At 68.7% G+C, this 23,834-nt stretch carries 26 protein-coding genes, 1 tRNA gene and 1 other RNA gene; 15 read left to right on the top strand and 13 right to left on the bottom strand.

Annotated elements, in window-relative coordinates; genetic code table 11:
• Positions 1 to 133: 133 nt before the first annotated feature.
• Both recR and ACWER9_RS26550 read right to left on the bottom strand, forming a co-directional pair.
• Positions 134 to 727 (bottom strand): recombination mediator RecR, encoded by a 594-nt coding sequence (gene recR, locus ACWER9_RS26545; RefSeq protein WP_030328135.1) that lies wholly within the window; start codon positions 725 to 727, stop codon positions 134 to 136.
• 8 nt (positions 728 to 735) lie between these two features.
• Entirely contained in the window at positions 736 to 1,044 is a 309-nt protein-coding gene (locus ACWER9_RS26550) for a YbaB/EbfC family nucleoid-associated protein (protein ID WP_007466279.1), read from the bottom strand.
• Between the two features lie 202 nt (positions 1,045 to 1,246).
• Between ACWER9_RS26550 and ACWER9_RS26555 the strand changes: the two genes are divergently transcribed.
• Positions 1,247 to 2,053, top strand: coding sequence for a DUF998 domain-containing protein (locus tag ACWER9_RS26555; protein WP_452304398.1), 807 nt, complete (start codon positions 1,247 to 1,249; stop codon positions 2,051 to 2,053).
• Here the strand turns inward: ACWER9_RS26555 and ACWER9_RS26560 are convergent.
• Both ACWER9_RS26560 and ffs read right to left on the bottom strand, forming a co-directional pair.
• A complete protein-coding gene (locus ACWER9_RS26560) occupies positions 2,031 to 5,072 on the bottom strand; it encodes a DNA polymerase III subunit gamma and tau (RefSeq protein WP_452304399.1) in 3,042 nt (1,013 codons plus the stop codon). The two genes, ACWER9_RS26555 and ACWER9_RS26560, sit on opposite strands and share 23 nt — an antisense overlap.
• 211 nt (positions 5,073 to 5,283) lie before the next feature.
• An RNA gene (gene ffs / locus ACWER9_RS26565) (signal recognition particle sRNA small type) lies at positions 5,284 to 5,373 on the bottom strand.
• An 82-nt stretch (positions 5,374 to 5,455) separates the two neighbouring features.
• Between ffs and ACWER9_RS26570 the strand changes: the two genes are divergently transcribed.
• Positions 5,456 to 5,540, top strand: a tRNA-Ser gene (locus ACWER9_RS26570).
• A gap of 70 nt (positions 5,541 to 5,610) precedes the next feature.
• On the opposite strand, the gene ACWER9_RS26575 is transcribed toward ACWER9_RS26570, so the two are convergent.
• Complete coding sequence (locus ACWER9_RS26575) at positions 5,611 to 5,907, bottom strand: hypothetical protein (RefSeq protein ID WP_452304400.1); 297 nt, start codon at positions 5,905 to 5,907, stop codon at positions 5,611 to 5,613.
• Between the two features lie 7 nt (positions 5,908 to 5,914).
• Positions 5,915 to 7,462 carry a hypothetical protein gene (locus ACWER9_RS26580; RefSeq protein ID WP_452304401.1) on the bottom strand — a complete coding sequence of 516 codons (1,548 nt, stop codon included), beginning with the start codon at positions 7,460 to 7,462 and terminating at the stop codon, positions 5,915 to 5,917.
• Positions 7,463 to 7,776: 314 nt separating this feature from the next.
• Here ACWER9_RS26580 and ACWER9_RS26585 point away from each other — a divergent pair, with 314 nt between their 5' ends.
• Both ACWER9_RS26585 and ACWER9_RS26590 read left to right on the top strand, forming a co-directional pair.
• Positions 7,777 to 8,331 (top strand): hypothetical protein, encoded by a 555-nt coding sequence (locus tag ACWER9_RS26585; RefSeq protein ID WP_452304402.1) that lies wholly within the window; start codon positions 7,777 to 7,779, stop codon positions 8,329 to 8,331.
• 92 nt (positions 8,332 to 8,423) lie between these two features.
• Entirely contained in the window at positions 8,424 to 8,918 is a 495-nt protein-coding gene (locus ACWER9_RS26590) for a hypothetical protein (RefSeq protein WP_452304403.1), read from the top strand.
• A 49-nt stretch (positions 8,919 to 8,967) separates the two neighbouring features.
• On the opposite strand, the gene ACWER9_RS26595 is transcribed toward ACWER9_RS26590, so the two are convergent.
• Positions 8,968 to 10,593 carry a carboxylesterase/lipase family protein gene (locus ACWER9_RS26595; protein WP_452304404.1) on the bottom strand — a complete coding sequence of 542 codons (1,626 nt, stop codon included), beginning with the start codon at positions 10,591 to 10,593 and terminating at the stop codon, positions 8,968 to 8,970.
• A gap of 157 nt (positions 10,594 to 10,750) precedes the next feature.
• Between ACWER9_RS26595 and ACWER9_RS26600 the strand changes: the two genes are divergently transcribed.
• The 5 genes from ACWER9_RS26600 (at position 10,751) to ACWER9_RS26620 (ending at position 14,993) form a co-directional block, all read left to right on the top strand.
• Positions 10,751 to 11,686 carry a TetR/AcrR family transcriptional regulator C-terminal domain-containing protein gene (locus ACWER9_RS26600; protein WP_452304405.1) on the top strand — a complete coding sequence of 312 codons (936 nt, stop codon included), beginning with the start codon at positions 10,751 to 10,753 and terminating at the stop codon, positions 11,684 to 11,686.
• Between the two features lie 221 nt (positions 11,687 to 11,907).
• A complete protein-coding gene (locus ACWER9_RS26605; RefSeq protein ID WP_452304406.1) occupies positions 11,908 to 12,522 on the top strand; it encodes an HD domain-containing protein in 615 nt (204 codons plus the stop codon).
• A gap of 14 nt (positions 12,523 to 12,536) precedes the next feature.
• Positions 12,537 to 12,926 (top strand): hypothetical protein, encoded by a 390-nt coding sequence (locus ACWER9_RS26610; RefSeq protein WP_452304407.1) that lies wholly within the window; start codon positions 12,537 to 12,539, stop codon positions 12,924 to 12,926.
• A gap of 4 nt (positions 12,927 to 12,930) precedes the next feature.
• A complete protein-coding gene (locus ACWER9_RS26615; RefSeq protein ID WP_452304408.1) occupies positions 12,931 to 14,247 on the top strand; it encodes a hypothetical protein in 1,317 nt (438 codons plus the stop codon).
• Positions 14,248 to 14,327: 80 nt separating this feature from the next.
• Positions 14,328 to 14,993 carry a hypothetical protein gene (locus ACWER9_RS26620; RefSeq protein WP_452304409.1) on the top strand — a complete coding sequence of 222 codons (666 nt, stop codon included), beginning with the start codon at positions 14,328 to 14,330 and terminating at the stop codon, positions 14,991 to 14,993.
• Here the strand turns inward: ACWER9_RS26620 and ACWER9_RS26625 are convergent.
• The 3 genes from ACWER9_RS26625 to ACWER9_RS26635 all read right to left on the bottom strand — a co-directional run bounded on the left by ACWER9_RS26625 (position 14,940) and on the right by ACWER9_RS26635 (position 17,167).
• Positions 14,940 to 15,827 carry an NAD-dependent epimerase/dehydratase family protein gene (locus tag ACWER9_RS26625; RefSeq protein ID WP_452304410.1) on the bottom strand — a complete coding sequence of 296 codons (888 nt, stop codon included), beginning with the start codon at positions 15,825 to 15,827 and terminating at the stop codon, positions 14,940 to 14,942. The genes ACWER9_RS26620 and ACWER9_RS26625 overlap by 54 nt on opposite strands.
• 42 nt (positions 15,828 to 15,869) lie before the next feature.
• Positions 15,870 to 16,622, bottom strand: coding sequence for a class I SAM-dependent methyltransferase (locus tag ACWER9_RS26630; protein WP_452304411.1), 753 nt, complete (start codon positions 16,620 to 16,622; stop codon positions 15,870 to 15,872).
• Between the two features lie 101 nt (positions 16,623 to 16,723).
• Positions 16,724 to 17,167 carry a TetR/AcrR family transcriptional regulator gene (locus ACWER9_RS26635; protein WP_452304412.1) on the bottom strand — a complete coding sequence of 148 codons (444 nt, stop codon included), beginning with the start codon at positions 17,165 to 17,167 and terminating at the stop codon, positions 16,724 to 16,726.
• 40 nt (positions 17,168 to 17,207) lie between these two features.
• Here ACWER9_RS26635 and ACWER9_RS26640 point away from each other — a divergent pair, with 40 nt between their 5' ends.
• The 3 genes from ACWER9_RS26640 to ACWER9_RS26650 all read left to right on the top strand — a co-directional run bounded on the left by ACWER9_RS26640 (position 17,208) and on the right by ACWER9_RS26650 (position 19,056).
• Complete coding sequence (locus ACWER9_RS26640; protein WP_452304413.1) at positions 17,208 to 17,477, top strand: SDR family oxidoreductase; 270 nt, start codon at positions 17,208 to 17,210, stop codon at positions 17,475 to 17,477.
• Between the two features lie 751 nt (positions 17,478 to 18,228).
• Entirely contained in the window at positions 18,229 to 18,642 is a 414-nt protein-coding gene (locus tag ACWER9_RS26645) for a hypothetical protein (protein ID WP_452304414.1), read from the top strand.
• Between the two features lie 141 nt (positions 18,643 to 18,783).
• Complete coding sequence (locus tag ACWER9_RS26650; protein ID WP_452304415.1) at positions 18,784 to 19,056, top strand: hypothetical protein; 273 nt, start codon at positions 18,784 to 18,786, stop codon at positions 19,054 to 19,056.
• An 88-nt stretch (positions 19,057 to 19,144) separates the two neighbouring features.
• Here ACWER9_RS26650 and ACWER9_RS26655 read toward each other — a convergent pair whose 3' ends face one another.
• The 3 genes from ACWER9_RS26655 to ACWER9_RS26665 all read right to left on the bottom strand — a co-directional run bounded on the left by ACWER9_RS26655 (position 19,145) and on the right by ACWER9_RS26665 (position 22,080).
• A complete protein-coding gene (locus ACWER9_RS26655) occupies positions 19,145 to 20,104 on the bottom strand; it encodes an NAD-dependent epimerase/dehydratase family protein (protein WP_452304416.1) in 960 nt (319 codons plus the stop codon).
• Position 20,105: 1 nt separating this feature from the next.
• Positions 20,106 to 21,593, bottom strand: coding sequence for a helix-turn-helix transcriptional regulator (locus tag ACWER9_RS26660; protein WP_452304417.1), 1,488 nt, complete (start codon positions 21,591 to 21,593; stop codon positions 20,106 to 20,108).
• A 73-nt stretch (positions 21,594 to 21,666) separates the two neighbouring features.
• Positions 21,667 to 22,080, bottom strand: coding sequence for a hypothetical protein (locus ACWER9_RS26665; RefSeq protein ID WP_452304418.1), 414 nt, complete (start codon positions 22,078 to 22,080; stop codon positions 21,667 to 21,669).
• A 345-nt stretch (positions 22,081 to 22,425) separates the two neighbouring features.
• Between ACWER9_RS26665 and ACWER9_RS26670 the strand changes: the two genes are divergently transcribed.
• Genes ACWER9_RS26670 through ACWER9_RS26680 form a run of 3 tightly spaced genes read left to right on the top strand, consistent with a single transcriptional unit; the run spans position 22,426 to position 23,833 of the window.
• Positions 22,426 to 22,671 (top strand): DUF6284 family protein, encoded by a 246-nt coding sequence (locus ACWER9_RS26670; protein ID WP_452304419.1) that lies wholly within the window; start codon positions 22,426 to 22,428, stop codon positions 22,669 to 22,671.
• Positions 22,671 to 23,045 (top strand): RRQRL motif-containing zinc-binding protein, encoded by a 375-nt coding sequence (locus ACWER9_RS26675; protein WP_452304420.1) that lies wholly within the window; start codon positions 22,671 to 22,673, stop codon positions 23,043 to 23,045. Before ACWER9_RS26670 ends, ACWER9_RS26675 begins: the two co-directional genes overlap by 1 nt.
• Positions 23,042 to 23,833: an ABC transporter permease gene (locus ACWER9_RS26680; RefSeq protein WP_452304421.1), complete on the top strand. Its 792-nt coding sequence runs from the start codon at positions 23,042 to 23,044 to the stop codon at positions 23,831 to 23,833. Before ACWER9_RS26675 ends, ACWER9_RS26680 begins: the two co-directional genes overlap by 4 nt.
• The last annotated feature ends 1 nt before the right edge of the window (position 23,834 follow it).

A 23,834-nucleotide genomic window follows, 5' to 3' on the forward strand; every position in this document is an offset into this window, starting at 1 on the left:
TAGCCCCCCGTCATCCTACCTGTTCCGCTCCACCCCCCCCGTGTCGGCCTGGTTTTATATATCTTTTCCGCCCCTCCCCCCGCGGGGGGCCGGCACCCGCGCGGGTGCCGGCCACCGGCCGTGCGTCAGGCGGTCAGACCGCGCGGCGCCCCTCGAAGGCCCGCCCCAGGGTGATCTCGTCGGCGTACTCCAGGTCGCCGCCGACCGGCAGCCCGCTGGCCAGCCGGGTCACCGAGATGCCCATCGGCTTCACCATCAGCGCCAGGTAGGTGGCGGTCGCCTCACCCTCGGTGTTGGGATCCGTGGCCAGGATCAACTCCCGCACCCCGCCGCCACCGAGCCTGATCATCAGCTCGCGGATGCGCAGATTGTCCGGACCGATCCCCTCCAGCGGATTGATCGCGCCGCCCAGCACGTGATAGCGACCGCGGAACTCGCCCGTCCGCTCGATGGCCACCACGTCCTTGGGCTCCTCCACCACGCACAGCACCTCGTCGGTGCGGCGCGGGTCGCGGCAGATCCGGCACTGCTCGGACTCGGCCACGTTGTAGCAGGTCGTGCAGAACCGCACCAGCTCCTTGACCTTGCGTAGCGCGCCGGCCAGCCGGTTGACGTCGGCCGGATCTGCCGAGAGGACGTGGAACGCGATCCGCTGAGCACTCTTCGGGCCCACGCCCGGCAACCGACCCAGCTCGTCGATCAGATCCTGGATGGCACCTTCGTACATCTGCCGGCTCAGAAACCGGGCAGGCCGAGGCCGCCCATGCCGCCGGCGACCGGGCCCATCTTGCGCTCGGTCAGCTCCCGAGCCGCCTCGGCGGCGTTGTGCACGGCCGCGACGACCAGATCCTCGAGGGTCTCCACGTCGTCCGGGTCGACGGCCTTCGGGTCGATCTTGATGGCCTTGAGCTCACCGGAACCGGAGACGGTCGCGGTGACCAGCCCGCCACCGGCGGTGCCGGTCAGCTCGGCCTCGGCCAACTCGGCCTGGGCGGCGGCGATCTGCTGCTGCATCTTCTGCGCCTGCTTCAGCATCTGCTGCATGTTCGGCTGTCCACCTGGGCGCACGGGATGGCTCCTTCTCACACTCGTCTGCTCGACCGCCGCTCAGCCTATCCGCTGGGACCGACCTCTCCCCGCCCGGTTGGTCCGCCCACGCCGAGCCTTCGGGGTACGGCTACCCCTACCCCGAACCGGCCATCTGCTGGTAGTGCGCCGACGGTCACCACACTGGTGTGCTCGTGGCATGAACCTCAACCGCACCAGCCGGGTCGGCGCGCTGTGCTGGCTCGCGGCCACACCCCTCTTCCTGGTCGCCAGCCTGATCACCGGGTTGCGGTGGCGCGAGCCGACCTACAGCTGGGCCACCCACAACATCAGCGACCTCGGTAACGCCCACTGCGGCGTCTGGGACACCACCCGCCCCCGCTACGTCTGCTCGCCGTGGCACCCACTGATGAACACCGCGACACTTGCCACCGCCGTACTGCTCGCCGTCGGGCTCCTGCTCACCTGGCGCACCCTCGGTCACGGCGCGGTGGTGCGCACGGCCCAGACACTCCTGCTGCTGGCCACCGTCGGGTACGCCCTGGCCGCCCTCTACCCCGCCGACGTCGACGAGAACCTGCACGTCCTCGGCGCATTTCTGATCATGGGGACAGGCAACATCGGGCTGCTCCTCGCCGGCTTCGCCCCGAGCGGCACGACCCTCGGCAGGTGGCGACGACTCACCCTCACCGCCGGCCTCGTCGCGCTGGTCGGGACGACGTTGTTCGCCGCCCAGCAGGGCCTGGGAATCGGAGTAGGCGGCATGGAACGAATAGCCGTCCTACCCTTTCCCCTCTGGGCATGCGGCCTGGCCGTCCTACTTGCCGAAACTCCCCCTCACCCCGCCTCGGCCCCAGCCCTCAGCCTCCGCCGGCCCCAACCCCCAGCCTCCGTCGATCATGGAGTTGTGGTGCCCGAAGAGACCACCCATGGGCGGTTTGCCGCCCAGCACAACTCCATGATCGACAGCACGGGGCGGGGCGTTAGCGGGCGTCGATCTCGTTGATCTTCTCGGCGCCGAACGTCTCTCGGAGCAGGCGTACCGCCTGCTCCTCGCTCGACTCCCGGGCCGTCTTCTCGTCGATGATCTCGTCCAACGGCTCGTCGCCCGGGTCGAACCCCTCGTAGGCCGGGGCCGCAGCCGCGCCGCCCGGCCGACCTCCGGCCCGCCCCGGGCCGTCGAAGTCCGGGTCGTAGGGCGGCTCGCCCGCCCACTCGGCGTCCGCGACGGGTCGGGCTGCCGCTGCGGTACGCGCACCGCGCCCCGCCGCCGCCGCGCGAGCCGCGGCGATGGCGCTGCTCACCGGTGCACCACCGGCTGTCGCCGGCTGCCGGGCCGCCGGTGTCGGGTTACCCCGCCCGTCCGGCCTACCGCCACCGGCCGCCGCCCCCGAACCGCCCGGTCCGGTGCCGTTCGCGCCGCCGCCGCTACTGAGGCCACCGCCGTTCGCGCCACCGCCGGTGCTGCCACCGCTGCTGAGGCCATCGCCGTTCGCGCCGCCGCCGTTCGCGCCGCCGCTGCTGAGGCCGCCGCCGGTGCTGCCACCCCCGTTCGCGGCGCTGCCGTGTGCTCCGCTGCCGCTCGCGGCGGCCGACGCCGTCGCGGAGTGCGAGCCGTCGCGGCTCGACTCGTTGCCGGCTGCCGTGCCGCCGGGTCGGGCGGCCTCCGGCCAGTCCTCGTCATCCGTCGCCTCACCAGCCGGGGCACCCCCGCCGGGGCGGGCAGCCTCCGGCCAGTCCTCCTCGTCGTCCGCTGCGGCGGACGGCGCAACACCCGGCCGACCAGCACCGTGACCACCAGAAGCCCCGCCGGGAGCACCCGCCGGGTTCGCCGGGTCACGAGGCGCGCTCGCCGACCCAGCTGAGGCGTTCGAGCCCGGCGCGGCGTTCGACCCAGGAACGACGTTCGAATTCGCGGTGGTGGGCGGGGCGCCCGACGGGGCGTTGGCTACCGCACCCCCCAGCCCGTCGACGTGCGAGCCCGGCGCGGCTGGCGGTGCGCTCGTCGGGCCGGCGACGGCAGGCGGGGGCGCGGCGTTCGTCGGGGCCGGCGGTGCGGCGGGGCGAGCCGGTGCGGCGGGCTGCGTACGGGGTGAGCTGGACAGGGACACACCACCGCGCTCGCCGGCCACCTCGCACCGGATCTGCCAGCGCCCGCCCAGCTCCTCGTAGAGCGCGTCGGTGAGCACCGCCGCGTGGTCGGCCATCATCTTGGCCAGCACGGTGGACTTCACCGTCAGCACCAGCATGTCGCCGTCGAGTTCGCGGACGACCGCGTCCCGCATCAGGGCGGCGATCCGCTTGTTGGTCCGGTTGACCTTGCCGACCACGTCGGGCCAGACGCGGCGGACCGCTACCGCGTCCAGCGCAGCGGCAGGTGCTCCCGGTCGGGGCGGCGCGGGCGTCGCCGGGTCGGGAAGCACCGCCGACGGTGGCACCACGCGACGCGGGGCCGGCCCGGCGGGTGAGCCGGGCACGGCCTCGGCGGGGGACCCGGTCGACGCACCGGGGGACGCCGGGATCGGCGAGTCGGCCGCCGAGACGGACGAGACCGGCGCCCCGGAGGTCGGAGCGGGCGAGACCGGCGCCCCGGAGGCCGAGCCAGCCGGGGCGAAAGCGCCCGAGGCCGAGGCACCCGGGGCGGGAGCGCCGGAGACCGAGCCGGCCGGGGCGGGAGCGCCCGTGGCCGCGCCGCTCCGGGGCGAGGACGCCGCCGGGTCGACAGTCCACGGCGGCGCGGAGGTCGGGGCGTTCGCCGGTGCCGGGGTGCCGGCAGCCGGGACCGGGGGGGCTTGCTGTGGGCGTACCCCTGGGTGGTGGGTCGGCGCGGGCCCGGCGGCGGCCGACGGCGCGTCGGTGCCGCCCAGGGTGAGCCGACGTTCCATCCGTTCCAGGCGCTGGAGCAGACCGCCGGTGGAGTCGTCCACGCCGGGCAGCAGCATCCGGGCGCAGATCAGCTCCAGCAGCAGCCGGGGCGCGGTGGTGCCGCGCATCTCGACCAGCCCGTCGTGCACGATGTCGGCGCAGCGGGAGAGCGTGGCCGAGCCGAGCTGCGAGGCCTGGGCGGCCATCCGCTCGATCTGGTCGGCCGGGCCGTCGATGAGGCCCTTCGCGGCGGCGTCCGGCACCTGCTGGATGACGATCAGGTCACGGAGCCGCTCCAGCAGGTCGGAGGCGAACCGGCGCATGTCGTGCCCGGCCTCGGCGACCCGGTCGACGGTGGCGTACGCGGCCGCGCCGTCACCGGCGGCAAGCGCGTCGCACATCTCGTCGATCAGCGCGGAGTCGGTGACCCCGAGCAGCGAGACGGCCCGGGCGTAGCTGACCCCTTCCGCGCCCGCACCGGCGATGAGCTGGTCGAGCACGGAGAGGCTGTCCCGCATGCTGCCGCCACCGGCGCGCACCACGAGCGGAAAGACCGCCGGTTCGACGGCGACGCCCTCGGCCTGGGTGAGTTGCTCCAGGTACGGGCGGACCACCTTCGGCGGGAACAGCCGGAACGGGTAGTGGTGGGTCCGCGACCGGATCGTGCCGAGGACCTTCTCCGGCTCGGTGGTGGCGAAGATGAACTTGACGTATTCCGGGGGCTCCTCGACCAGCTTGAGCAGGGCGTTGAAGCCCTGGGTCGAGACCATGTGCGCCTCGTCGATGATGTAGATCTTGAACCGGCTGCTGGCCGGTGCGAAGAAGGCACGCTCGCGCAGCTCGCGGGCGTCGTCGACACCACCGTGGCTGGCCGCGTCGATCTCGATCACGTCGATCGAGCCGGCGCCGTCGGCGGCAAGCGAGCGGCAGGAGTCACACTTGCCGCACGGCTCGGGGGTGGGGCCCTGCTCACAGTTGAGCGAGCGGGCCATGATCCGGGCGCTCGTGGTCTTGCCGCAGCCGCGCGGGCCGGAGAAGAGGTAGGCGTGGTTGAGCCGCCCGCTGCGCAGCGCCTGCGACAGCGGCTCGGTCACGTGCTCCTGGCCGATGACCTCAGCGAAGGTACGCGGCCGGTACTTGCGGTAGAGCGCCAGCGTCACTCGTCCCGCCTCCTCTCGACCGAGCCATTCTGCGCCGGTCGGGCGCGGGTGACCACCCACCCCGCCGGGGCGCCTGGGCCCTCGGGGTTGATCGACTCGGCTTCCCGGTCGTCGGGCCTGATCGACTCGGCTTCCTGGAAACCGCGGCGTCCGCATGACCGGGACACCGCGACATCACGGATGCCGAGTGGATCAACCGGCCCACAGACAAAAAGGCCTCCCGTGCACCCGGCAGAGCTCGCTTATCCTTGCTGCCTTCCGGCCCTGGGGAGGTTCACGAGATACCGCCGCACGGGAGGTGACGCCAAGCCTACCCGACCGCCCGTCGATCTTCAGGGGGTGGTGGGGTGGCCCGCCCGACGTGGGCCTGTATCCTGGCTCGCGGAGGATTCGCCTAGAGGCCTAGGGCGCACGCTTGGAAAGCGTGTTGGGTTTACACCCTCACGAGTTCGAATCTCGTATCCTCCGCTCGCCTGAGCAGCACGAACGACAGGGCCGGCCCCAATGGGGACCGGCCCTGAATCGTCTGCGCGGTGTGTCAGCCCACCACCTGGACGTGCTCCGCGCCCTGCCCCGAGAACCACGCCTCGAGTTCGGCGCCGCCCAGGGACCGGGTCGCTTCCTCGTCGACGAGCACCGGGCCGACGACGGCACCCTTCGCACCCTCGAACTGGCAGCCGAACGTCGAACCTCGGGTGCCGTGGCCCGAGATCTTGGACAGTTTCCGTCCGGACAGAACGGAAAGTGTCCAAGATCTGGGGACGTGATGCCGGGGAGGCGCGGTGCTCGCGCGAGCGCCCGGCCGGTTCTGATGGACCGGCCGGGCGCTCGCCACGCACTACTCAGAACAGCGGTCCGCCACTCTGCGGCCCGGCGATCCGCAGGCCGTAGCGCTGCGGCCAGACGATCTCGGTGCGCTCGGACAGACCGCTCCACGTCTTGTTCTGCGGAACCAGCCCGCCGGCTGAGCCGGAGAACGGGTTGATGACCCCGGACGGATAGCCGGCGAGGTCACCCGTCACCTCTTCCCCGGGGGACGCCACGAGGGCGTCGAACCCGGCGGCGGTGCTGAGGTTCAGCAGGGCGACAGCCGAGCCGAACTTGTCGCCCTGCTCGGACCCGTCCGGGACGGCCGAGTGGTCCTGGTCGAACCCCTGCGCGCCGGTCCCCGTCAGCCCCGCGGCCGACCCCTTGAGCAGGGTGACGCTGCCGGCGTCGACCCGCGCGCCGATGTCCTCGCCGGGGGCGCCGACAAGCACGTCCGCCTTACCGTCACCGGTCGCGTCGCCGACCGCCAAGGTGGCACCGAAGCGGTCGTCAGACTCGGGGTCGCCCGGCACCCCGGCCGTACGCTGGGTGATGACCTGAACCGCGCTGCTGGACAGGCCGGCGGAGCGTCCGGCGAAGGCCGCGATGAGGCCGCCGTTGATGCCCGGGGTCTGCGCACCGGGGGCGCCGACGACCACCTCGCCCAGCCCGTCACCGTTCAGGTCGCCGACGGCGAGGGCATCCCCCAGGTACCAGGCGACGGTGCCGGTCCCGTCGTTGGGTTCGATCGCCGCACCGGTCACCGAGGTGGCACCGGTGGATGACACACCACTCGCCGAGCCCCACATCAGGGTGACCATGCCGCTGCCGCCCCAGCTCACGCCGTCGTTTTCCCGGGGCGCGCCGATGACCAGGTCCTGGTGGCTGTTGTTGTCGACCTTGCCGATCGCGAGCGTGTAGCCGAACTGGTCGTTGTTCTCGGCCGCTCCGGGCACCGCGGCCTGGTCCTGGTGCAGGTGCTGCGCCCCGGTGGCCGTGAGGCCGGCCGGCGCACCGAAGAGGACGGTGACCGCGCCGGCGCTCGCCTTGGTGCCGATCGACTCCCCCCAGGCGCCGATGGCGAGGTCGTCGCGGCCGTCCCCGTTGATGTCACCGGCGGCGAGGGCGGCACCGAACTGGTCGGAGCTTTCCGGGCTGTCCGGAACACCCGGCGAATCCTGGTTGAAGTGGACCGCCGAGTCGACCACCAGGCCGTTGCGGCCGCCCGGGATGACCCAGACCCCGCCAGCGTGTACCCCGGTACGGGAATCAGGCTCATCCGGGTTGCCGATCGCCAGGTCGTCGTAGCCGTCGCCGTTGAAGTCCCCCGCCACGAGCGCCATGCCGAAGGCGACGGCGCCGCCGTCCCCCGGGATGGCGCCCAACAAATGGTCGACCTTCGCGGCTGCGGAGTACCGCACGGTGACCACACCGGCCGGGACCAGCGGCACGTTGTAGTAGGTCGGTTCGCCGAACACCGCTATGTCGTCGATGCCGTCGCCGTCGAAGTCGGATCGGGTGACGCCGACACCCCGGAACCTGGGAGTCGTCTTCGGCACCGGCACCTCGTGGTGCTGAAGCACGACGCCATCCCTGGTGATGGTCCGTACGCCCTCCGCGGCCTGCGCGGGGACACTCACGGCCAGACTGGCCAGAACAGTGGGAAGAACCAATAGAGTTGCGCTTCGTTGCACAGAAACCCCGTTTCGAATAGGCGCCTGAACACCGTAGGCAGTCGGCCGGGTGATTGACATGAGACGAACGGATAGTGCGGTGACGAACCATCACGCCTGATTGGGGGACGAGTACGGGCGGCGGGTACGGTCCGCGGGAGCCGACGGACCAGAAACCGTCGTACACATGTTCTATCCACAGGCTGTGGACGCGGAGGGATCTGGTGGCGTACCAGCTCAGCGCGGTGGTCGCGGACGTCGAGCTGCTCCGCGAGCAGACCGCCGAGCTGGATCACGCGGTCCTCGGCGAGCTGCGCCAGGACTTCGCGCTGCTGCCGGTCACCCCGCAGTTGGTGATCGAACTGACCGGCTCGTTGCCGGATTTCGCGACCGACGACCGGAGCGCCGCACGACCGTTCGGCCTGGTGTTGTCGACGGCGCTGGTCGAGGTGTTGAGCCGCTGGTCACGGTCGGGGCCGGTGGCCTACCTGGAGGCCGAGTTCGGCGGTGGCGTCGGCTACCAGTCGGCGGTGGTGTGGTTGGGCGGGGCATCGTTCTGGGGGCCGCGCTTCGACGACGAGTTGGACGCGCCGCGCGAGCAGTGGCCGATCAACGGGGCGCTGACCCGACTGGGTGTCGAGCCCGGCTCGTGGATCGACAGGTTCGCCGAACTGGGTCTGCACCTGGAGCGCAACACCGACGGCTGGCTGGCGCACGGGCGACGTCGACTCAGCGCCGACTACTGGGACGAGCTGGTCGAACAGTGGGAAAACCAGTAATCCGGCCACTGGCAGCAACCTGAACGCCCCCGTTCCGTTGGGGACTGGGGGATTCCATGAAATTGCGACAATTTGCGTTTATCGCCGTACTGATGACGGCTGCCTCGATCGCTGGCAGCGGCGCACCGCCAACCGGGCCGATCCCGGAGGGCCGACCCGCCGGCAGCGTAGAGATCATCGACCTGAACGGCCTGCAGAACATCGAGTTCGGCGTCACCGAGGACGAGCTGACCCGGCGCGGCATCCTGCGGACCAGCCTGGATGCCTGCGGGCCGGTGCTCGCCGGCCACGACATGGTCAGCCCGGTCTTCGTGGAGGACAAACTCGTGCTGCTCTGGGTCGGCGATCCGATGCGGACACCGGAGGGCATCACGGCGGGATCTCCCGTCGTCCAGGTCTGGGACCGCTACCCGGAGGTCAGCCGACTGCGGGCTCCACAGGGGACGCACCGCCTCGACGGGTTACTCGCCCGCAGCGGCGACCGCGCGTACCTGTTCCTGCACGACGGGCGCACGGTCCGAAAAACCATCGCCGGGTACGCGGACTGGGCCCGCCGCCTCTTCGCCGAGGGTGCAGGCCCGTGCTGACCGGCGCTGACTGATCAGTGCGACGGGTGACCGACGCAGTCCAACGGCATCACCGGCGGAACGACCGCCAGAAGTCGTACGAGTGGGCAGCCGCGAAGTCCGTCGCGCCCGACGCACCGCCACCGGCGAACGTCCGCACGTACGGGGCGTCAGGGCGCAGTCGAGGCCAGCCCACCCGACCCGTCCGGGCGAAGGCGCTCCAGGTCCGAACCATCTCGTCGGAGAGCCGCCGCTGGGTCGGCGTGAGCGCCTCGGCGTAGTCGACAGTGAACAGGTACGGCAGTTCCGCGCAGTGGTACGCGCCGGCGGCGAACGTGGGTTCGGGTCCTTCGGTGAAGAACGGCGCGTCCTCGTCGGCGAACTCGTACGCGAAGGTCGGCACCCGCCGCGCGAATGCCAACGTGGCAGAGTAGATCGGCTCGGCGTAGTCGTGATCGGTAAGCACGGCACCCCAGGTCACGCTCGCTGGATGTGCGGGGTCGCGCGGATAGCGGGCCAGCACCTCGTCCGCGCGGTCACCGAACATGGCCCGTACCTGGTCGCCGTACTGCTCATCGGTGAGCGGGCACGACTCCGGCTCCTCGTTCGGCTTCGGCGGCTCCGCGCAGTTGAGCCCGACCCGTTCCATCCCCCACACCACCAGCCGGGACTCGTCCCGGTTCATCCCGGTCAGCACCGGCACCGGGTGCAGTCCCCCGGTGGTCAGCGCGTCGGCCGGGTCCATGGGCAGTGTGTGGCCGTCGACGACCGGGCCGAGGTCGACGCCCGCGCCGGGGTAGCCGGCTGTCTCGACCAGTCGGGCGGGAGAGCGTCCGCGCAGGCAGGCGGCGACCACGGTCGGGTCGGTGCAACCGATCCTCCGACCGAACTCCTGGGCGGCCTCGATCGCCTCGGCACGGGTCTGGACCGGGTTGGCGCACGAGTTGCTCTGCATGATCGCGCGGTGGAACAGACCGGCGGAGCCCGGCGCGGCGAGCTGCGCGCAGACGCTTGTCGCCCCGGCGGACTGACCGAACAGGGTGATGTTGCCCGGGTCGCCGCCGAAGGCCGCCGCGTTGCGCCGCACCCAGCGCAGCGCGGCCTGCTGGTCCTGCAAGCCGAAGTTGCCGGTGATGCCGTCCCGACCAGCCAGCGCCGGATGCGCCAGGAATCCCAGCGCGCCGAGCCGGTAGTTCACCGTCACGACGATGACGTCACCACCGGCGGCGAGCCGCTGCCCGCCGTACCGATCGCCGCTGCCGAACCGGAAGTCCCCGCCGTGCAACCAGACCATCACCGGTCGAGGCGTTCGCGCCCAGGAGCGCGGGGTGGTGACATTCAGGTAGAGGCAGTCCTCGGACTCGGAGGGCGCATCCATCGGCAGCCCTTGTAGTTGCGCGCAGGCGGCACCGGGACGGCTCGCGTCGCGTACTCCCGTCCACGTTGGGCCGAGTTGCGGCGGGGCCCAACGCAGAGCGCCGAGCGGCGGGCTTGCGTACGGGATGCCCTGGAAGGAACGGTGGTCGGCCGCGAGGGTCCCCCGTACCGCGCCCTGGTCGGTCCGGACGACGGCCACGCTCCGACGGCCGTCGGCGGCAGTGGCCGGGCCGACGGCCATCGCTGAGCCGGCGAGAGCGACAGCGCCCAACGTGGCGACCCATCGAGGGTACGGAATCCTGGTCATGGCTCTTCCCATCTGTCGATGCTGTACGGCGTACGCACCGAGCATGGCGAGATCGCAACCACGCGACCAGGGAGCTCTAGTGCGCGGCGGTACGGAGCGTGCGACATCCGACGGGGCGACGACGGGTGCTCTAGTGCGCTACGGTCACGGCGAGGCTGGGGAGGCGACCGTGACGGGGATCGACGAGAGCACTCCCCCTTATCTGCGCATCGTCGGGGAGTTGCGACGGCGCATCACTGCAGGCGAGTTGGGGCCCGGCGACCGGGTGCCGTCCACCCGGCAGATCGTCCGCGAGTGGGCGGTCGCCATGGCGACCGCCAGCCGCGCCCTCACCGTGCTTCGACAGGAGAGCCTCGTGCGGGCGGTGCCGGGTGTGGGCATGGTGGTCACCGGCGCAGAGCCGACCACGTCGAGTCGGAGCCCGTCGTTCGGAGGTCGGCGCCTGCCGGCTCAGGGCCTGACCCGCGATCAGGTGGTGCGGACCGCCACGCAGGTTGCCGACGCCGAGGGGTTACCTGCGTTGAGCATGCGGCGCATCGCGACGGAGCTGGACGTTCCGACCATGTCTCTGTACCGGCAGATTCGGGGTAAGGAACACCTTCTCGTGCTGATGGCGGACGCGGCCTTCGCCGCGCATCGACTGCCGCGCACGTTCCCGCCCGGGTGGCGAGCCCAACTGGAGTTGCTCAGCCGGCTCCAGTGGTCCATCTACCGGCAACATCCCTGGCTGGCCCAGGTCATCTCACTGACCCGCCCACTGATGGCACCGCACGCGGTGGCACACACCGAGTGGGCGCTGCGCGCCCTTGCCCGGCACGGGCTGGACCAGCACACCCAGCTCCATCTGGTGGTCACGCTTGCGAACCATGTTCGGGGCACCGCGGTCAACCTGGAACGGGAGGCCGAGGCGGAGCAGGACACCGGCCTGTCCGACGACGAGTGGATGGAGGCCCAGGCCGACGTGTTCGGTGGATTGCTCGCGGCGGGCGAGTTTCCGCATCTGGCCCGACTCAGTCGGACGGCTGTCGACCTCAACGTCGAGAGCCTCTTCGAATTCGGCCTGCAACGACTGCTCGACGGGGTGGAGCAGTTGCTCGAACGGTAAGCGCTCAGGCCGGCATCAGGCAGGGCAGACAGGCGAGGGAACTTTCCATCTGTCCGGACTCATCCTGAGGCTTGACGTCAAACAACCAGCTTGTGTTGGCTGGTATGGGCAGCACGCTCCCCGGCAGCCACGACATTCCCGGCGCGGCGCGTCGGTGGAACCGTCCGAGTTCGTTGTGAAGGCGGAACCCGGCAGGCTCGAGTGTTTGGAAAGGGCTTCGAGTGATCAACGATGACACGAGCAGGCAGAAGATCATCAACAACCTCCCCCCGCAGGTAGATCTTCTGTTGCAGCTGGAGGCTCTGAAGAACGTCGAGCGCCAGAATCCGCTTTCCGCCGGTTCGCGTAGGGAACGTGTCGCCGAGCACTCGTGGCACATCGCACTCGGCGTCATCCTCCTGTCGGAACACTCCCCCGATGATCTCGACATCGCACGAGCGGTGCTGCTGGCGTGCGTTCACGACGTCGTAGAGGCTTTCGTTGGCGACACGTTCGCCTTCGGTTCCGACGTAGACGGTCAGCGATCTCGCGAGGAGGGGGCCATCGCCCACATCCGGGCAACCTTCCCGCAGCCCACGGCCACGTTCCTGGCCGACCTCTGGGAGGAATACGAGGCGCAAGCCACGCCTGAGGCTCGTTTCGTCAAGGGGATTGACGCGTTCCTGCCAATACTGTTGAACTTCCTCAATCCTGAGGAATCCTCTTGGAAGAACCACGGCGTCGATTCCCGCAAAGTTCTCAAGAGGTTGCAGCGCGTGGAGCAGCCTCTGGGGGGGCTCGCCGAGATCAACAAGGAGATGGTCGCCCAGGCGGTCCGTGAGGGCTACCTCACCTAGTCAGGGCAATCCCGATGAGGGGAGGGCTCCTGGCGGACCAAATCGTCACACTTGCCGCCGCCTTCATCGGTGCCCTGTTCGGGCTTGCCGCGCCGGTCGTAACGAACCACATCGGCAGACGGGACCGTGAGCGCGATTCCCAGCGGGCCATCGCGGAACAGATCCTGGACCTCTTCGACTCCCCGGCGTCACTCTCAGAGATCCTCGGTCACGATGACAGCCGCGTACGGCGGCGACTGTATCTTCTGGCGCTTCGACTCAAGAGCGAGAAGCCCCGACAGGCTGTCATGAATGTCGTAGCCATAGCTGGGGACCGCGACCAGGGTTCCGATCAGCTGGAGGAGGCGTGGTTCGTCATGACGGACGAGGTCGGCCGGATCTGCCGGCACCGGATCAGGGCTTGATGCGATGTCAGGCGCAGCGCAGACTCCGCCCGAGGTCAAGGCCGCCCTTCGGGCGCTGGGACGCCCGCAGCCAACCCCGAAGCAGACCAGCTCACACCCTGCCAGCCTCTCACCCTCCCCCGCTGTCGACGACATCCTGAAGGAACTCCTCGACGCTGACTCGGTCGACATCATCGGCGTGTTCCCCTACCAGTGCGCCGACCGGCTCATCGACATGCAGGCCGAGCTGCTGACCAGGGGCGAGTACACGTCACCGACGATGGTCCGGTACTTCACACCAGCACGAGGGCGCGTGACCCTGTACCGCCAGACAGGGGTCCTCGGCACGCTCGTGCGGCGCTGGCTCATCGGTATAACCGGCCTCCGCAACTGGCTCGAACCGAGGACGAGCGAACCGAGGGCCCTGGATCGCCTCAAGGTCTACGAGTTCGACGACATGTTCCTGGACTGCATCATTCACGTGACGAAAGATGGCGCCGAGTCAGGAATCACGCTCAGCCAGTTGCCGACCCTTCCGGTCTCCGGACACGACAGCGCGACGATGGAAATGATCATCGCCTCGCGGATGTCGTCGGAGCAGGTCAAGGAGCTCAAGGCCTACCTGACCTCCTTGGCGGCGCAGGCCATCCCGCTGACGCCGCAGCAGATTCGCTGCACCCTCGCACACAACCGGCAGCCCGGCGGCGAGTTCAAGCCAGTCGTCAAGCGGATAGCTCGCTATGGACGCCTCGCCCAGGACGACGTCGAGCCCATCGCCGTGGTGGCGGTCTGCGTGAACACGGCCAGAGGGCCAAACGTACTTCTCAAGCGGCGGACCGAGAAGAACTCCCGCGATGATTTCCAGACCCTCTCCCTCATCAGCGAACGGATCCTCATTCAGGACCTGGACAACCAGTCCCGGGCGAGCCTGGAACCGAACCTCGAACGCGCCCTGGACGACCTGTGGATACGCGCTGGACAGCCGAGGGCACTCGAAGTTCCGGAGGTCTCATTCCGCCGAGCCGCACAGCGAGAACTGTTCATAAGTTGCGGCCTCGACGTCCACCACGATCGGCTCAAGCTCATGGGCACGTGCGTGCTCGACCGTGAGGAGGGCTTCACTCACCTCGGATTCTTCGTATACCGCCTGGACCTCATCCGATCGTCATCCACCGATGAGCTGGACGACGTACGTGCCTGGAGCCCCGATCTGGTGCTTGTCCCACTGGACCAGCTCTACAGCAAGACCTACGGGCCTCGGCTCAACCGCCTGCTCCGTCGCAAGGAGGACTGGCTCCGACAGACGGTGTTCGCCTCAGCACCAACGGACAGGCAAACGTGATGGACGCCGCCGTCCCGACGGGGACCTCGAGGCAGCAAGCCGTCGGAGTCATCTCAGCAGTCGTCTTCCGGGACAGGAGCATGTCGGAAGTTCTGTTGGGAGTGCGTCGGCCGACCCCGCTGGTCAAGCGGTTTCCAGGTGTGGTCAGCACTCCGACAATGGGCGTGCCCTGGCAAGTCTTCCAGGCCCTGGACCCAGGAACAGCGCATCGGCAACAGCAGGCGGCTGTCGAAAAGCTCGCCCGATCGTCGTGGTTCGAGGTCGGTGGTGGTGGCTACTTGTCCACCGTCGGCGGTTACGCCTTGGAGCACCTCATGTCCCGCAAACTCGGCTTGGCCCCAGCCTTGGTGATGGGCCGCTTCCGGGCATCCGCAAGGCTGTGGGCAAGGTCGCTGGACAACGTCTCCGATCCACTTGGCACCGAAGAGCATCAGTGGACGGCCATGCTCACGTACCTGGTGACGGTCGGCGAGGGCGCCGAGGAGGTGCCGGCCGAGACGAACTCCTACTCGCGCCTCCTGTGGACACCGATCGAGACCGCTCGGGCAGCCGTACGTGCACGGGACGCGCTGGTCATCGACGACACCCTCAATCCCTTCGAGGTATGTCTGCAGGGTCTGTGCCTGCGGTCAATTGTCGGCCTTCTCGATGAGTTGGTGTCCGCGCGCAAGCAGACGGCGAGCAATACCCCGCTAGGTGCGCCCGGCGTAGTAGTCGATGGTCTTTCGCAGACCATCCTCGAGTGAAACGAACGTCTGCGCGTCGACTCCCAGCGGCTCCAGTGTCGATATGTCCGCCAGCACCGTCGCGCCCGGTGACTCGCCGGGGCGCAACGGCAGATGCTCGATGGTGCCGGTGCCGGCCAACTCCGTCACCTTGTGCGCGATGTCCAGGACGGTCGTCCGGCGACCCGTGCCCGCCTCGAAGGCTCCGCTCGACCGGCCGCCTCCGACCGTGAACTCCAGCGCCTCGGCAACAACTGTCGCGAGGTCCGCAACGTAGATCATGTCCATGACCTGCTTGCCATCGCCGTAGATCTGGATCACGTCGCCGTTCAGCACCCTGGACACAAACGAGGGCACGATCTTCCTGACCTTGCTCGACCCGTACGGCGCCGCGACCGACTGGCCGGGGCCGTAGGCGTTGAAGCCACGCACCACGCTCACCGGCAACGAACGATATTGGCGATACATTGAGCAGAAGCGTTCGATGCAGTGCTTGGTCAAGCTGTAGGTGTTGTCCTCGAACCAGTTGCCGACCGAAAGGTTCACGCCCGGGAGGTGGTACTGGGCCGCCGCCTGGAGAACGTTCAGCCCGCCGATGACATTCGTCTCGGCTGCTGGAATCGGATTGGCGATGGTCTCCTGCGTGCCCAACACACCGGCCAGGTGCACCCAGGAATGCGCCTGCCCCATTGCCTCGGTCACCGCGCTGGGATCCCGCACGTCTCCCAACAGGAGTTCCGCGTCTTGATGGAGTGCCGCTCCGGAGCGGTGCCGGTCCAGGCCGATCACGCGCAACCCTCGCGACGTCAGCTCTTGTGTCACGTGACGGCCGATGAATCCCGTCGCTCCGGTCACCAGAACTCTGTGCTTGGACAACTGGCCCTCCACTCTGGCGCGCTAGATCGCCTTCTCGGCGACGAAGAAGGTGAAGGTCGGCACCATGCCCGTACGGAGGATGTGGGCCTGACGTCCAGCCGCCTCCCTGCGGTAATGCGCGATATCGACGAACCAGTCCCGGAAACTCACCAGACGCCAGCCCGCCCTTACCGCTGCGTTGTAATACTGCTCCGGTAGCCGGTAATAGTAGGTCAGCGGCCCCACGACGCCGGAGATGTAGTAGTCGTTCCACTCGGCCTCCGCACTGAGGTCCCGGTCGATGAGGAACCCGTTTCCCGACACCTGGCCGGCGTGGTTGAAGTAGGGGTGAACCAAGCTCACCACGAGCCGACCGCCGGGCCGGGTCACCCGGAACGCCTCGGTCAGGGCTGCCGAGAATTCGGATACCCACATCAGGACCAGGCTGGAGACGACCACGTCGAAATAATTGTCGGGGTAGCCGAGTTTGGTGACGTCTCCGCGGCCGCTCGTCACGTGCGCCGGCCTGGTCGACGGGACTTGCAGGTCGCACTCCCACGCCTCGGCCGCGTCGATCGTGTCGAACAGCCAACCCGTGCCGCAGCCCGCATCGAGCACGATCTTGTCGGCTGTGGGCCCAATCAGGTCAACCAGCGTCGGCACCAAGCCCTCGCGTCGCAGATACTCGGAGTCGCGAGTCAGGTCGGTGGTGAGGTCGGCGTATCTGCGAGCACTGTCTACCCATTGACCGTTGGCTGTCTCTGGCTTGTTGGACGTGGACCGCGGCCATGCCATGACGGCATGCTGCCAAGAGACCATCCTCAGAGCCCCGGCGAGTCGCATTTCCGACATTCATCGCCGCGCCGGAGCATCGAGGCTCGCGGTTCAACCGCCAGCTAGGGCAGCCGCACCCCGGAAGCGGCGACGAACCCGGCGAGCGCGATCTCTGCCGCCTGTCGCAGGGCCTCTCTGCCGACCCCGGCGGCGGCATGCACGGCCTGCCCTTCGGTGACGATCATGACGTAGCGGGCGAGCGCGACCGGATCGGCGTGCGCGGGCAGGTCACCTTCGGCTACGGCACGGGCGAGCCGGTCGGCGAGGGCGCCTTCGCCGGCCAGGCGGCTGGCGGCGAGGAACCCGGCGATCGGCGCGTTCGCGGGGGAGCAACTGGTGCCGCCCTGGATCGACAGGCAGCCGGCCGGTCGGTCGGTGCGGGTCACGGCGATCACGTTCTCGCGCAACAGGGTGGCGACCACCTCGTACGCGGTGGGTTGGGCGAAGGCGTCCTGCGCGTACCCCATGTCCCTTTCGGCGTAGCGGGCCACGGCCTTGCGGAACAACTCCTCCTTTCCGCCGTAGGCGGCGTAGAGGCTGGGCTAGTTGATCCCCATCGCCTCGGCGAGGTCGTTCACCGGTCGCCGTAAGGGCCCGGTGGACGAGGCCGTCGCCACCATCGGCGCCAACGTCACCGGCATTGCAAGCGACGTCAGCAAGCTCGACGACCTGGACCGGGTGATGCGGGCCATCGAGGAGCGGGGCGCTGGGCTGGACGTGGTGTTCGCCAACGCCGCGCTCTTCCTCGCCTCCGACCAGAGCAGCTTCATGACCGGCGGCGAGTTGTTCGTCGACGGCGGCGAGCAGCAGCCCTGACGCAGAAACGCCCGGTCGATCCTCACGGATCGACCGGACGTTTCTGCACTACAGAGCGGTGGCGGAGGGATTTGAACCCTCGGAGGGCGTTAACCCTCACACGCTTTCGAGGTCTGCGACCACGCATCCACTGAGGTCCCGTGACGGCCGACCCCGACTTCATGGGCTGAGAGAGACGCCCGACGTACGTGGATGCACGAAGGCGAACGAGACCGCAACTGAGACCAGCTGGAGCTGCCCCCGGGGGGGGACGCAGTAGAGCCAGCGGCGCGGGCAGGCAGGTCATGACCTTTGGGAGCACGGGCAGGGGCACGAGGACCTACGCCGTCAGTTAGAAGCGTTTAGAAGCGTTCGGGCACCTTCTAGATGTCGCCGTCAGAGCAAGTCGGCCCGACTTGGATGGCGAAGCCTGACTGCTTAACTCGACAGCCGAAGCCGCCAAGGGTGCCAAGGGTGCCACGGTTGCCACAGTTGCCACGGTTGCCAACCCGTCAGTCCGGTCAGACCGGACAGCAGAGCAACTTACGAAACCTACGAAACCTACAAAACCTACAACTTCGACGGTCCCAGGAGACTGCTGACCGTCGGAGCGAGGGTTGAGGCCACGGTCGCGTCAGTTGCGCCAGTAACGCCAGGCACGACATACGACACGCGGTCGGCGTTCCGGCACTCATGCCTGTCGTTCAACCGTGCTATCGTGCCCTCTGGCTCCACGGTGGGGCTTTCGGTAGCGCGGAACGGGAGGTGGGCTTTGCCGAACTTCGAGGTATTCACGAAGCGGATGGTCCCGCTCGTCAAGCAAGCCGCTGTGACGATCCAAAAGCGCGGCACCCTGTCTGTCAACCGCGCGGCGTTCGCGGCGTTGGGCGAGCCCGAAGCTGTCGAGTTGCTGTACGACGCGAAGGAAAAAATCGTTGGCCTTCGCTCTGTTTCTCGGGAAACCGAACATGCGTACCCAATTCGAGCGCAAGGGCAGAAGGACGATGGGCCCTATCTCGTAGCCGGGACCGCTTTCACGAAGTACTACGACATCGACACTGCGGTTTCTAAGCGCTGGAATGCCGAAATGGTAGGCGATGTCCTCTGCCTAGACCTTAAGAAGCCCGGCACAGTGGTCACCAGCAACAGAGGGCCAAAGCGGGCTGAAGAGGGCGCGGCAGACTAATGACTTTAAGGGCGCAAGCGGGTCGAATGGGCTCAACTGGTGCCTAAAAGGCGGTGGCTCCCTGCGGGAACAGGGAGCCACCGGGCAACCTCTCTCAAGCGAACCCCTAGCTAGGATCAGACAAGAAGGAGGCGCTCCATTATGACCACCACCGTACCAGGTGGCAAGCCACCCGACGCTTCGAACACTCCGAGTAGTCAAGACGAAGCGAAGGTCTCGAAGGGACGCTTCGATGCCCTTCATGCGATAACTATTCTCGTCTGCGCTGGCGCAGGAGCAATCCTGGCTGTCGTCCTCCTGAGCGCGTGGCAGGATCTGGGGCCGGTTGCCAACGCCGCGATAACGGCGATTGGCGCTATTACCGGTGCCGCCATTGGTGTCGTGGGTCTCGAAGTCCAGCGAAAAGAAAAGTGACGCTGGGGACTCAGGCCCGAACCCAGGGCCTGAGTCCCCAGTCCGGTTTCGGATCCCTGCTCACCCGATCTCTCTAAGTGCGGGATAGTCAGGGTTCAAGCGAGTGCCCCGGCACAGACCATGCCTTCCACGCATCCATGACGATGTCACCCAGCTTTGATCTTGCCGGGGCCCAGCCTAGAACAGTGTTTGCGCGGTCGATGTCGGCGATCAGGGCCGGTGGCTCAGGCTTGGGCGGCTGGTGGTGAACGACAACCCGGCGACCGGTGACCTGCTCGGCGGTGGCTACCACGGTGGCCATGCTCGTTCCGTTGCCTGAGCCAAGGTTGATGGTCTGGCTGGCACCTGGCGTGCCGACGGTCAAGGCGAGCCGCACTGCGGTGGCGACGTCGGCCACATGCACGAAATCCCGCACCGCCGCACCGTCGCCGTTAAGGGTTACATGGTCGAGTTCTCCGGTGATCGCGCGGAAGACGTTCGGAATGATCCGCGCGCGGTCCGTGTCAGTAACGCCATCGACGGCCCCGGCGATGTTGAAGGGCCTGAGGATTACCGCGCCGATGGCTCCCGTCGCCGCATACGTCGCGACCATGTGCTCAGCTGCGACTTTAGAGGCCGCGTACGGGCTCTCGGGGTGCGGGTCGAGGTCTTCGGACAGTGCGCCGTGGTGCTGCGACCCGTAGACGATGTTGGTGGAGGCGAAGACCAGAGAGGCCGGCGCGGCGGTCAGCCGTGCCGCGTCCAGGGCCATGAGCAGGTTCAGGGTGCCGGCCGTATTGACGTCGAAATAGCCCAGCGGGTCAACGAACGAGTCCCGCCCGCTGGTCAACGCCGCAAGGTGTACGACTCCGTCGTACCCACCCTCCTGGACGATCTCGAAGACGCGCGCACGGTCCCGGATGTCCCCCGTCACCAGCTCGACGCCGGACGGTGCGGTGCGGTCACCGCGGCCTCGGCTCATGACCGTGACCCGGTGCCCGGCGGCAAGCAGGTCGCGGGCGACGGCGCGGCCGAGAAACCCCAGGCCACCAGTTACCAGTACGTGCACGTCAGCTTCTCCCCAGGATCGTGCGGCGGTGTTCCCACGCGAGTTCAAGGCATCCGGCCGCCGCCGGTGCCAGCCGCCCGCTGGCGGTCAGTTCGTCGATGGTGTGCCGGGTGAACGGCAACGCCGAGGTTGGCCGTACCCGCCCGGTCTTGACCACGGTTCCCTCATCGTTGGAGTCGACCATGTCAGCGAATAGGCGGTCATAGGTGGAGCCGTCGTACACAGCGACGGTCAGAATCTCGCCCCACAGGGTGAGTGCGTCGAGCGCGACGCCGAGGCAGAACACCCGCACCCCGCCGGACGTATACGCGCGGTCGAATGCTGCCAGCGGTTCCGCGCTGTAGTCCGCCGGTTCCCCGTCACCGCCGTGCTCGGCACTGCCGAGGAATTCCTCGCTGTACTCCCGCATCATGTTGCGCCACAGGTCGAAGTCGGCCCGCTGAGCGGCAGGCAGGACGCTCGACGGCTGGAACACCCCCGCCGGCATGATGTGCAGCATTCCCCCGGCTACGGCCACGTTGCCAGCTGCGCGGTTGTGCAGCACGAAGGACGCTCCGTCGTCGTCAACTCGCAGGGTGAGCGTGTCGGTTGACGGCGCCGTCGGTCGGCGGCTGGGCGTGAACGGGTCACCCACGAGCCGCCGGAAGCCCAGGTTTCGCCAAGACGCCGGCAGGATGCCGCTCCCATCGCCAGCGACGTGGTACATCGCCATTTCGTGCGCGAGCGCTTCCGAGACATCGACACCGCCGAAGTACGTGCCGGTGGTGAACGTGAGCGCACGGTCGGGCTGGCTCCAGTCGACTCCCGCGAGGTGCCACGCGAGCCGGTTCTCAAAGAGCCGCGGCTGTTCAACATCCCGCAGCGCGAGGCTGTAGCGCTGGTGCCGCCGCCCGTCCGACGCCAACGGCCGTACGCCGGCCGCCGCGTCCTCGGTCCCAGTGACCAGGGGCGCGATTCCCTCCGGCGCAAGCCCAATTCCGAACCGTGCCAGCTCGATCGGGGTCGACGGCAACCATTGCGGCGCCGCAATCAAGCCGCTGTCACCTACACGCTGCTCTACGTCGTAAAGGCGCGCGGCCTCACGTGCAAGCTGCACACGGTGAGCGTTCAGCTTCCGCCGGACCGCTCGCCACTCTTCCTGGCTGTCCTCGGCCTGCGGGTGAGACACCGGATCTTGGTAGATCGCGAAACCTCCGGAATCCTTCTGGGGACTGTCGCGCTGCCTAGGCGTGACGCGCTGCCTGGTGAGTCCAAGGTCCTGCACAGATACGCCGAAGTGCTCGGCAAGAAGCTGCCGGTAGAGCGCGGACGGATACGTGATCCCTCGCTCCCACCTGCTGACCTGATTGGCGGTCAGAGCCAGCCTCTTCCCACGCGCCACCCCCAGACGGTTCAACCCATCCGCCACGTCCTGCTGAGTCTCACCCGCCGCGTCGCGGAGGTTGTACAGGGCGAGATTCGGGGTGGCATCCCTGGCGTGAGCAGGCACAACGACCCTCCTTCGCTGGCGTAGGCACCCGCCGACGCGAAACCGCGCCTAGTCGATGCCTAGTCGACGGCGTTTACCCGGCTGGTGAACGGCGTTCGGATGCGCGTTCGGAACTGGTGTCCTTATCACCATGACCGACATCGACACCCATCCGCTCTACGGCATCCGCGAGCCGCCGCACCTCGGCGTGCAGCTGGTCCAGCCGTGCGAGTACCAGCGACGAACTGTCCGCCCGTCCCACTCCCCCGCCGCCGTCCGGCGGTGTGGCCCCGGTCAGCACGGCACGAAGGTAGTCGTCCGGCCAGCCGAGAGCCTGCGAGATCGCGGCGAGCGTGCGCGCCGACCGCTTGCGGGTCGCGGTCGCCTTTTGCAGCTCACGCAGGGTGGCAACCGACACCTTGGACCGCTCGGCCAACTCCTGTTGCGACAGCGGCAAATCGGCCATCCGGCCGTTGATTGCGCTGGCCACAGCCTGCCAATCCTCCACCCGATGCCTCCCAGTCTGACTGCTTGATCCGCTGATCCTAGTCCCCTCACCTCGTTGACACCGCACAACTTCAGCGCTAATTTTAGCGCTGAAATCAGCTACGCCGGCCGGATGGTCCGGGGAACGACGGCACGTAGTTGCCGAACGCCCATGGGTCGCCGGATCAGGTCGTTATTTCTCAACTTCACAGCGACAGGAATGAGTGCGCGTAGCGCTGCTGAGCAGCATCTCTGCCTTGAGCCACTTGGTGGTCGACCCCGGTAGATCCCGGGCGAGCGGGGCGAGTGAAGCGGGTTGCGCGTACTGCATGACTTCCCCACTGCAACGACTCTCCGGAGGTTTCCCGTGCGGAACCGACTTGCCCTCATCACCGCCGAACCGACCACCGCCGACCTGGCCGCGATCGACGCGGAGTGGCCGCTGATCGCGGCCGAGCTGGACCTGCTGGACGCCGAAATCACGCTCATCTACGCCGAGGACCACGGCGGACCGTCGCCGCTGGACTGGCGTCGGGTGCGCCGGGCCGAGGCCCGCGTCACCCGCGCCGCCACCGACACCGCCACCCGGACCGACCCGCGCCGCGCGGCCTGATGGCCCGCATCCGCGCCGCCTTCCACGACCCGGACGGCACGCGGTACGGCATCCCCACCTACTGGTGGCAGGGTGCCCCGCCCGGCTACGCCACCCGCCGTCAACTGACCGCCGCCGGACTACGCCCCGGTGGTCAACCCGTCGCCGCTCAGGTGCTCTGGCGAGGCGTCGGCGGCACCCGCACCGCCTACCTGTACCGGGTCGACCTGGCCGCGCCGAAGCGCACCGCGACCCCCGCGCAGCGCGCCGCGATCGGCAAGGCCCTCACGGCCCGCCGGACCTGCCGCACCTGCCACACGGTGCGGCCGTACTTCATCCCGCGCTCGCTGGGCGAATGCCTCGCGTGCGCCTTTCCCCAGGAGGACGCAGCATGACCGCCCCCACCATCAACGGCACCCGCTACCCGCAACCGATCGAAGACCTGTTGCCCGCCGCCCGCGCGCTGGACCTGCCGGACGGGGAGGTGTTCCCGTCGCGGAACCGGCTCATGCGGGAGTTCCGCATCGGCGCACCGAAGGCCGGCGAACTGCTCGCGCTGCTCAAGACCACGCCCGCCACGCCGCCGGCCAACACCACCGACCCGGCCAGCCCCGACCCGGCACCCGCGCCGGCCGCACCCGAGCCCGCGCCGCCGGTCGTACCGGACCCGACGCCCGCCCCGGAGATCACCCCGCCCGAGCCGGTCGAGCAGGTCGCGCCGGTCAGTCGCCCGGACACGCCCGCCCCGCCCGCGCCGGTCCGGTCGGCGGTGGTGTGGCCGGTGGTGCTGCTGGCCCTGCCCGCGTTCGTCGCGATCTGGTCCGGGTGGGTCGGCCTCGGCGGACTCACCGGGTTCGGCATCGTGCACCCGCTCCCCGGGATCTGGGACAGCTTCTCCATCAACAGCGCGATCACCCTCCCGATCGGGGTCGAGACGTACGGCGCGTACGCGCTGTACGTGTGGCTGTCCGGTCGGGTGCCCGAGCGAGCACGCCGGTTCGCCAAGTGGTCCGCCCTCGGTTCCCTCGCCATCGGCGCGCTCGGGCAGGTCGCCTACCACCTGTTGGAGGCCGCCGGGGTCACCTCGGCCCCGTGGTGGATCACCACCGCCGTTGCCTGCCTTCCGGTCGCGGTGCTTGGCATGGGTGCCGCCCTCGCGCACCTGGTGCGCACGCACGACTAGT

It is taken from the genome of Micromonospora sp. NPDC003944, from assembly GCF_053605225.1.

What these genes read in the sequence shown, in the direction of transcription:
- ACWER9_RS26555 (WP_452304398.1), top strand. Translation starts at nt 1,247, where the DNA reads ATGAACCTCAACCGCACCAGCCGGGTCGGCGCGCTGTGCTGGCTCGCG.
- recR (WP_030328135.1), bottom strand. Translation starts at nt 727, where the DNA reads ATGTACGAAGGTGCCATCCAGGATCTGATCGACGAGCTGGGTCGGTTG.
- ACWER9_RS26595 (WP_452304404.1), bottom strand. Translation starts at nt 10,593, where the DNA reads ATGGGAAGAGCCATGACCAGGATTCCGTACCCTCGATGGGTCGCCACG.
- ACWER9_RS26550 (WP_007466279.1), bottom strand. Translation starts at nt 1,044, where the DNA reads ATGCAGCAGATGCTGAAGCAGGCGCAGAAGATGCAGCAGCAGATCGCC.
- ACWER9_RS26615 (WP_452304408.1), top strand. Translation starts at nt 12,931, where the DNA reads ATGTCAGGCGCAGCGCAGACTCCGCCCGAGGTCAAGGCCGCCCTTCGG.
- ACWER9_RS26590 (WP_452304403.1), top strand. Translation starts at nt 8,424, where the DNA reads ATGACGGCTGCCTCGATCGCTGGCAGCGGCGCACCGCCAACCGGGCCG.
- ACWER9_RS26630 (WP_452304411.1), bottom strand. Translation starts at nt 16,622, where the DNA reads ATGGCATGGCCGCGGTCCACGTCCAACAAGCCAGAGACAGCCAACGGT.
- ACWER9_RS26650 (WP_452304415.1), top strand. Translation starts at nt 18,784, where the DNA reads ATGACCACCACCGTACCAGGTGGCAAGCCACCCGACGCTTCGAACACT.
- ACWER9_RS26620 (WP_452304409.1), top strand. Translation starts at nt 14,328, where the DNA reads ATGTCGGAAGTTCTGTTGGGAGTGCGTCGGCCGACCCCGCTGGTCAAG.
- ACWER9_RS26610 (WP_452304407.1), top strand. Translation starts at nt 12,537, where the DNA reads ATGAGGGGAGGGCTCCTGGCGGACCAAATCGTCACACTTGCCGCCGCC.
- ACWER9_RS26675 (WP_452304420.1), top strand. Translation starts at nt 22,671, where the DNA reads ATGGCCCGCATCCGCGCCGCCTTCCACGACCCGGACGGCACGCGGTAC.
- ACWER9_RS26680 (WP_452304421.1), top strand. Translation starts at nt 23,042, where the DNA reads ATGACCGCCCCCACCATCAACGGCACCCGCTACCCGCAACCGATCGAA.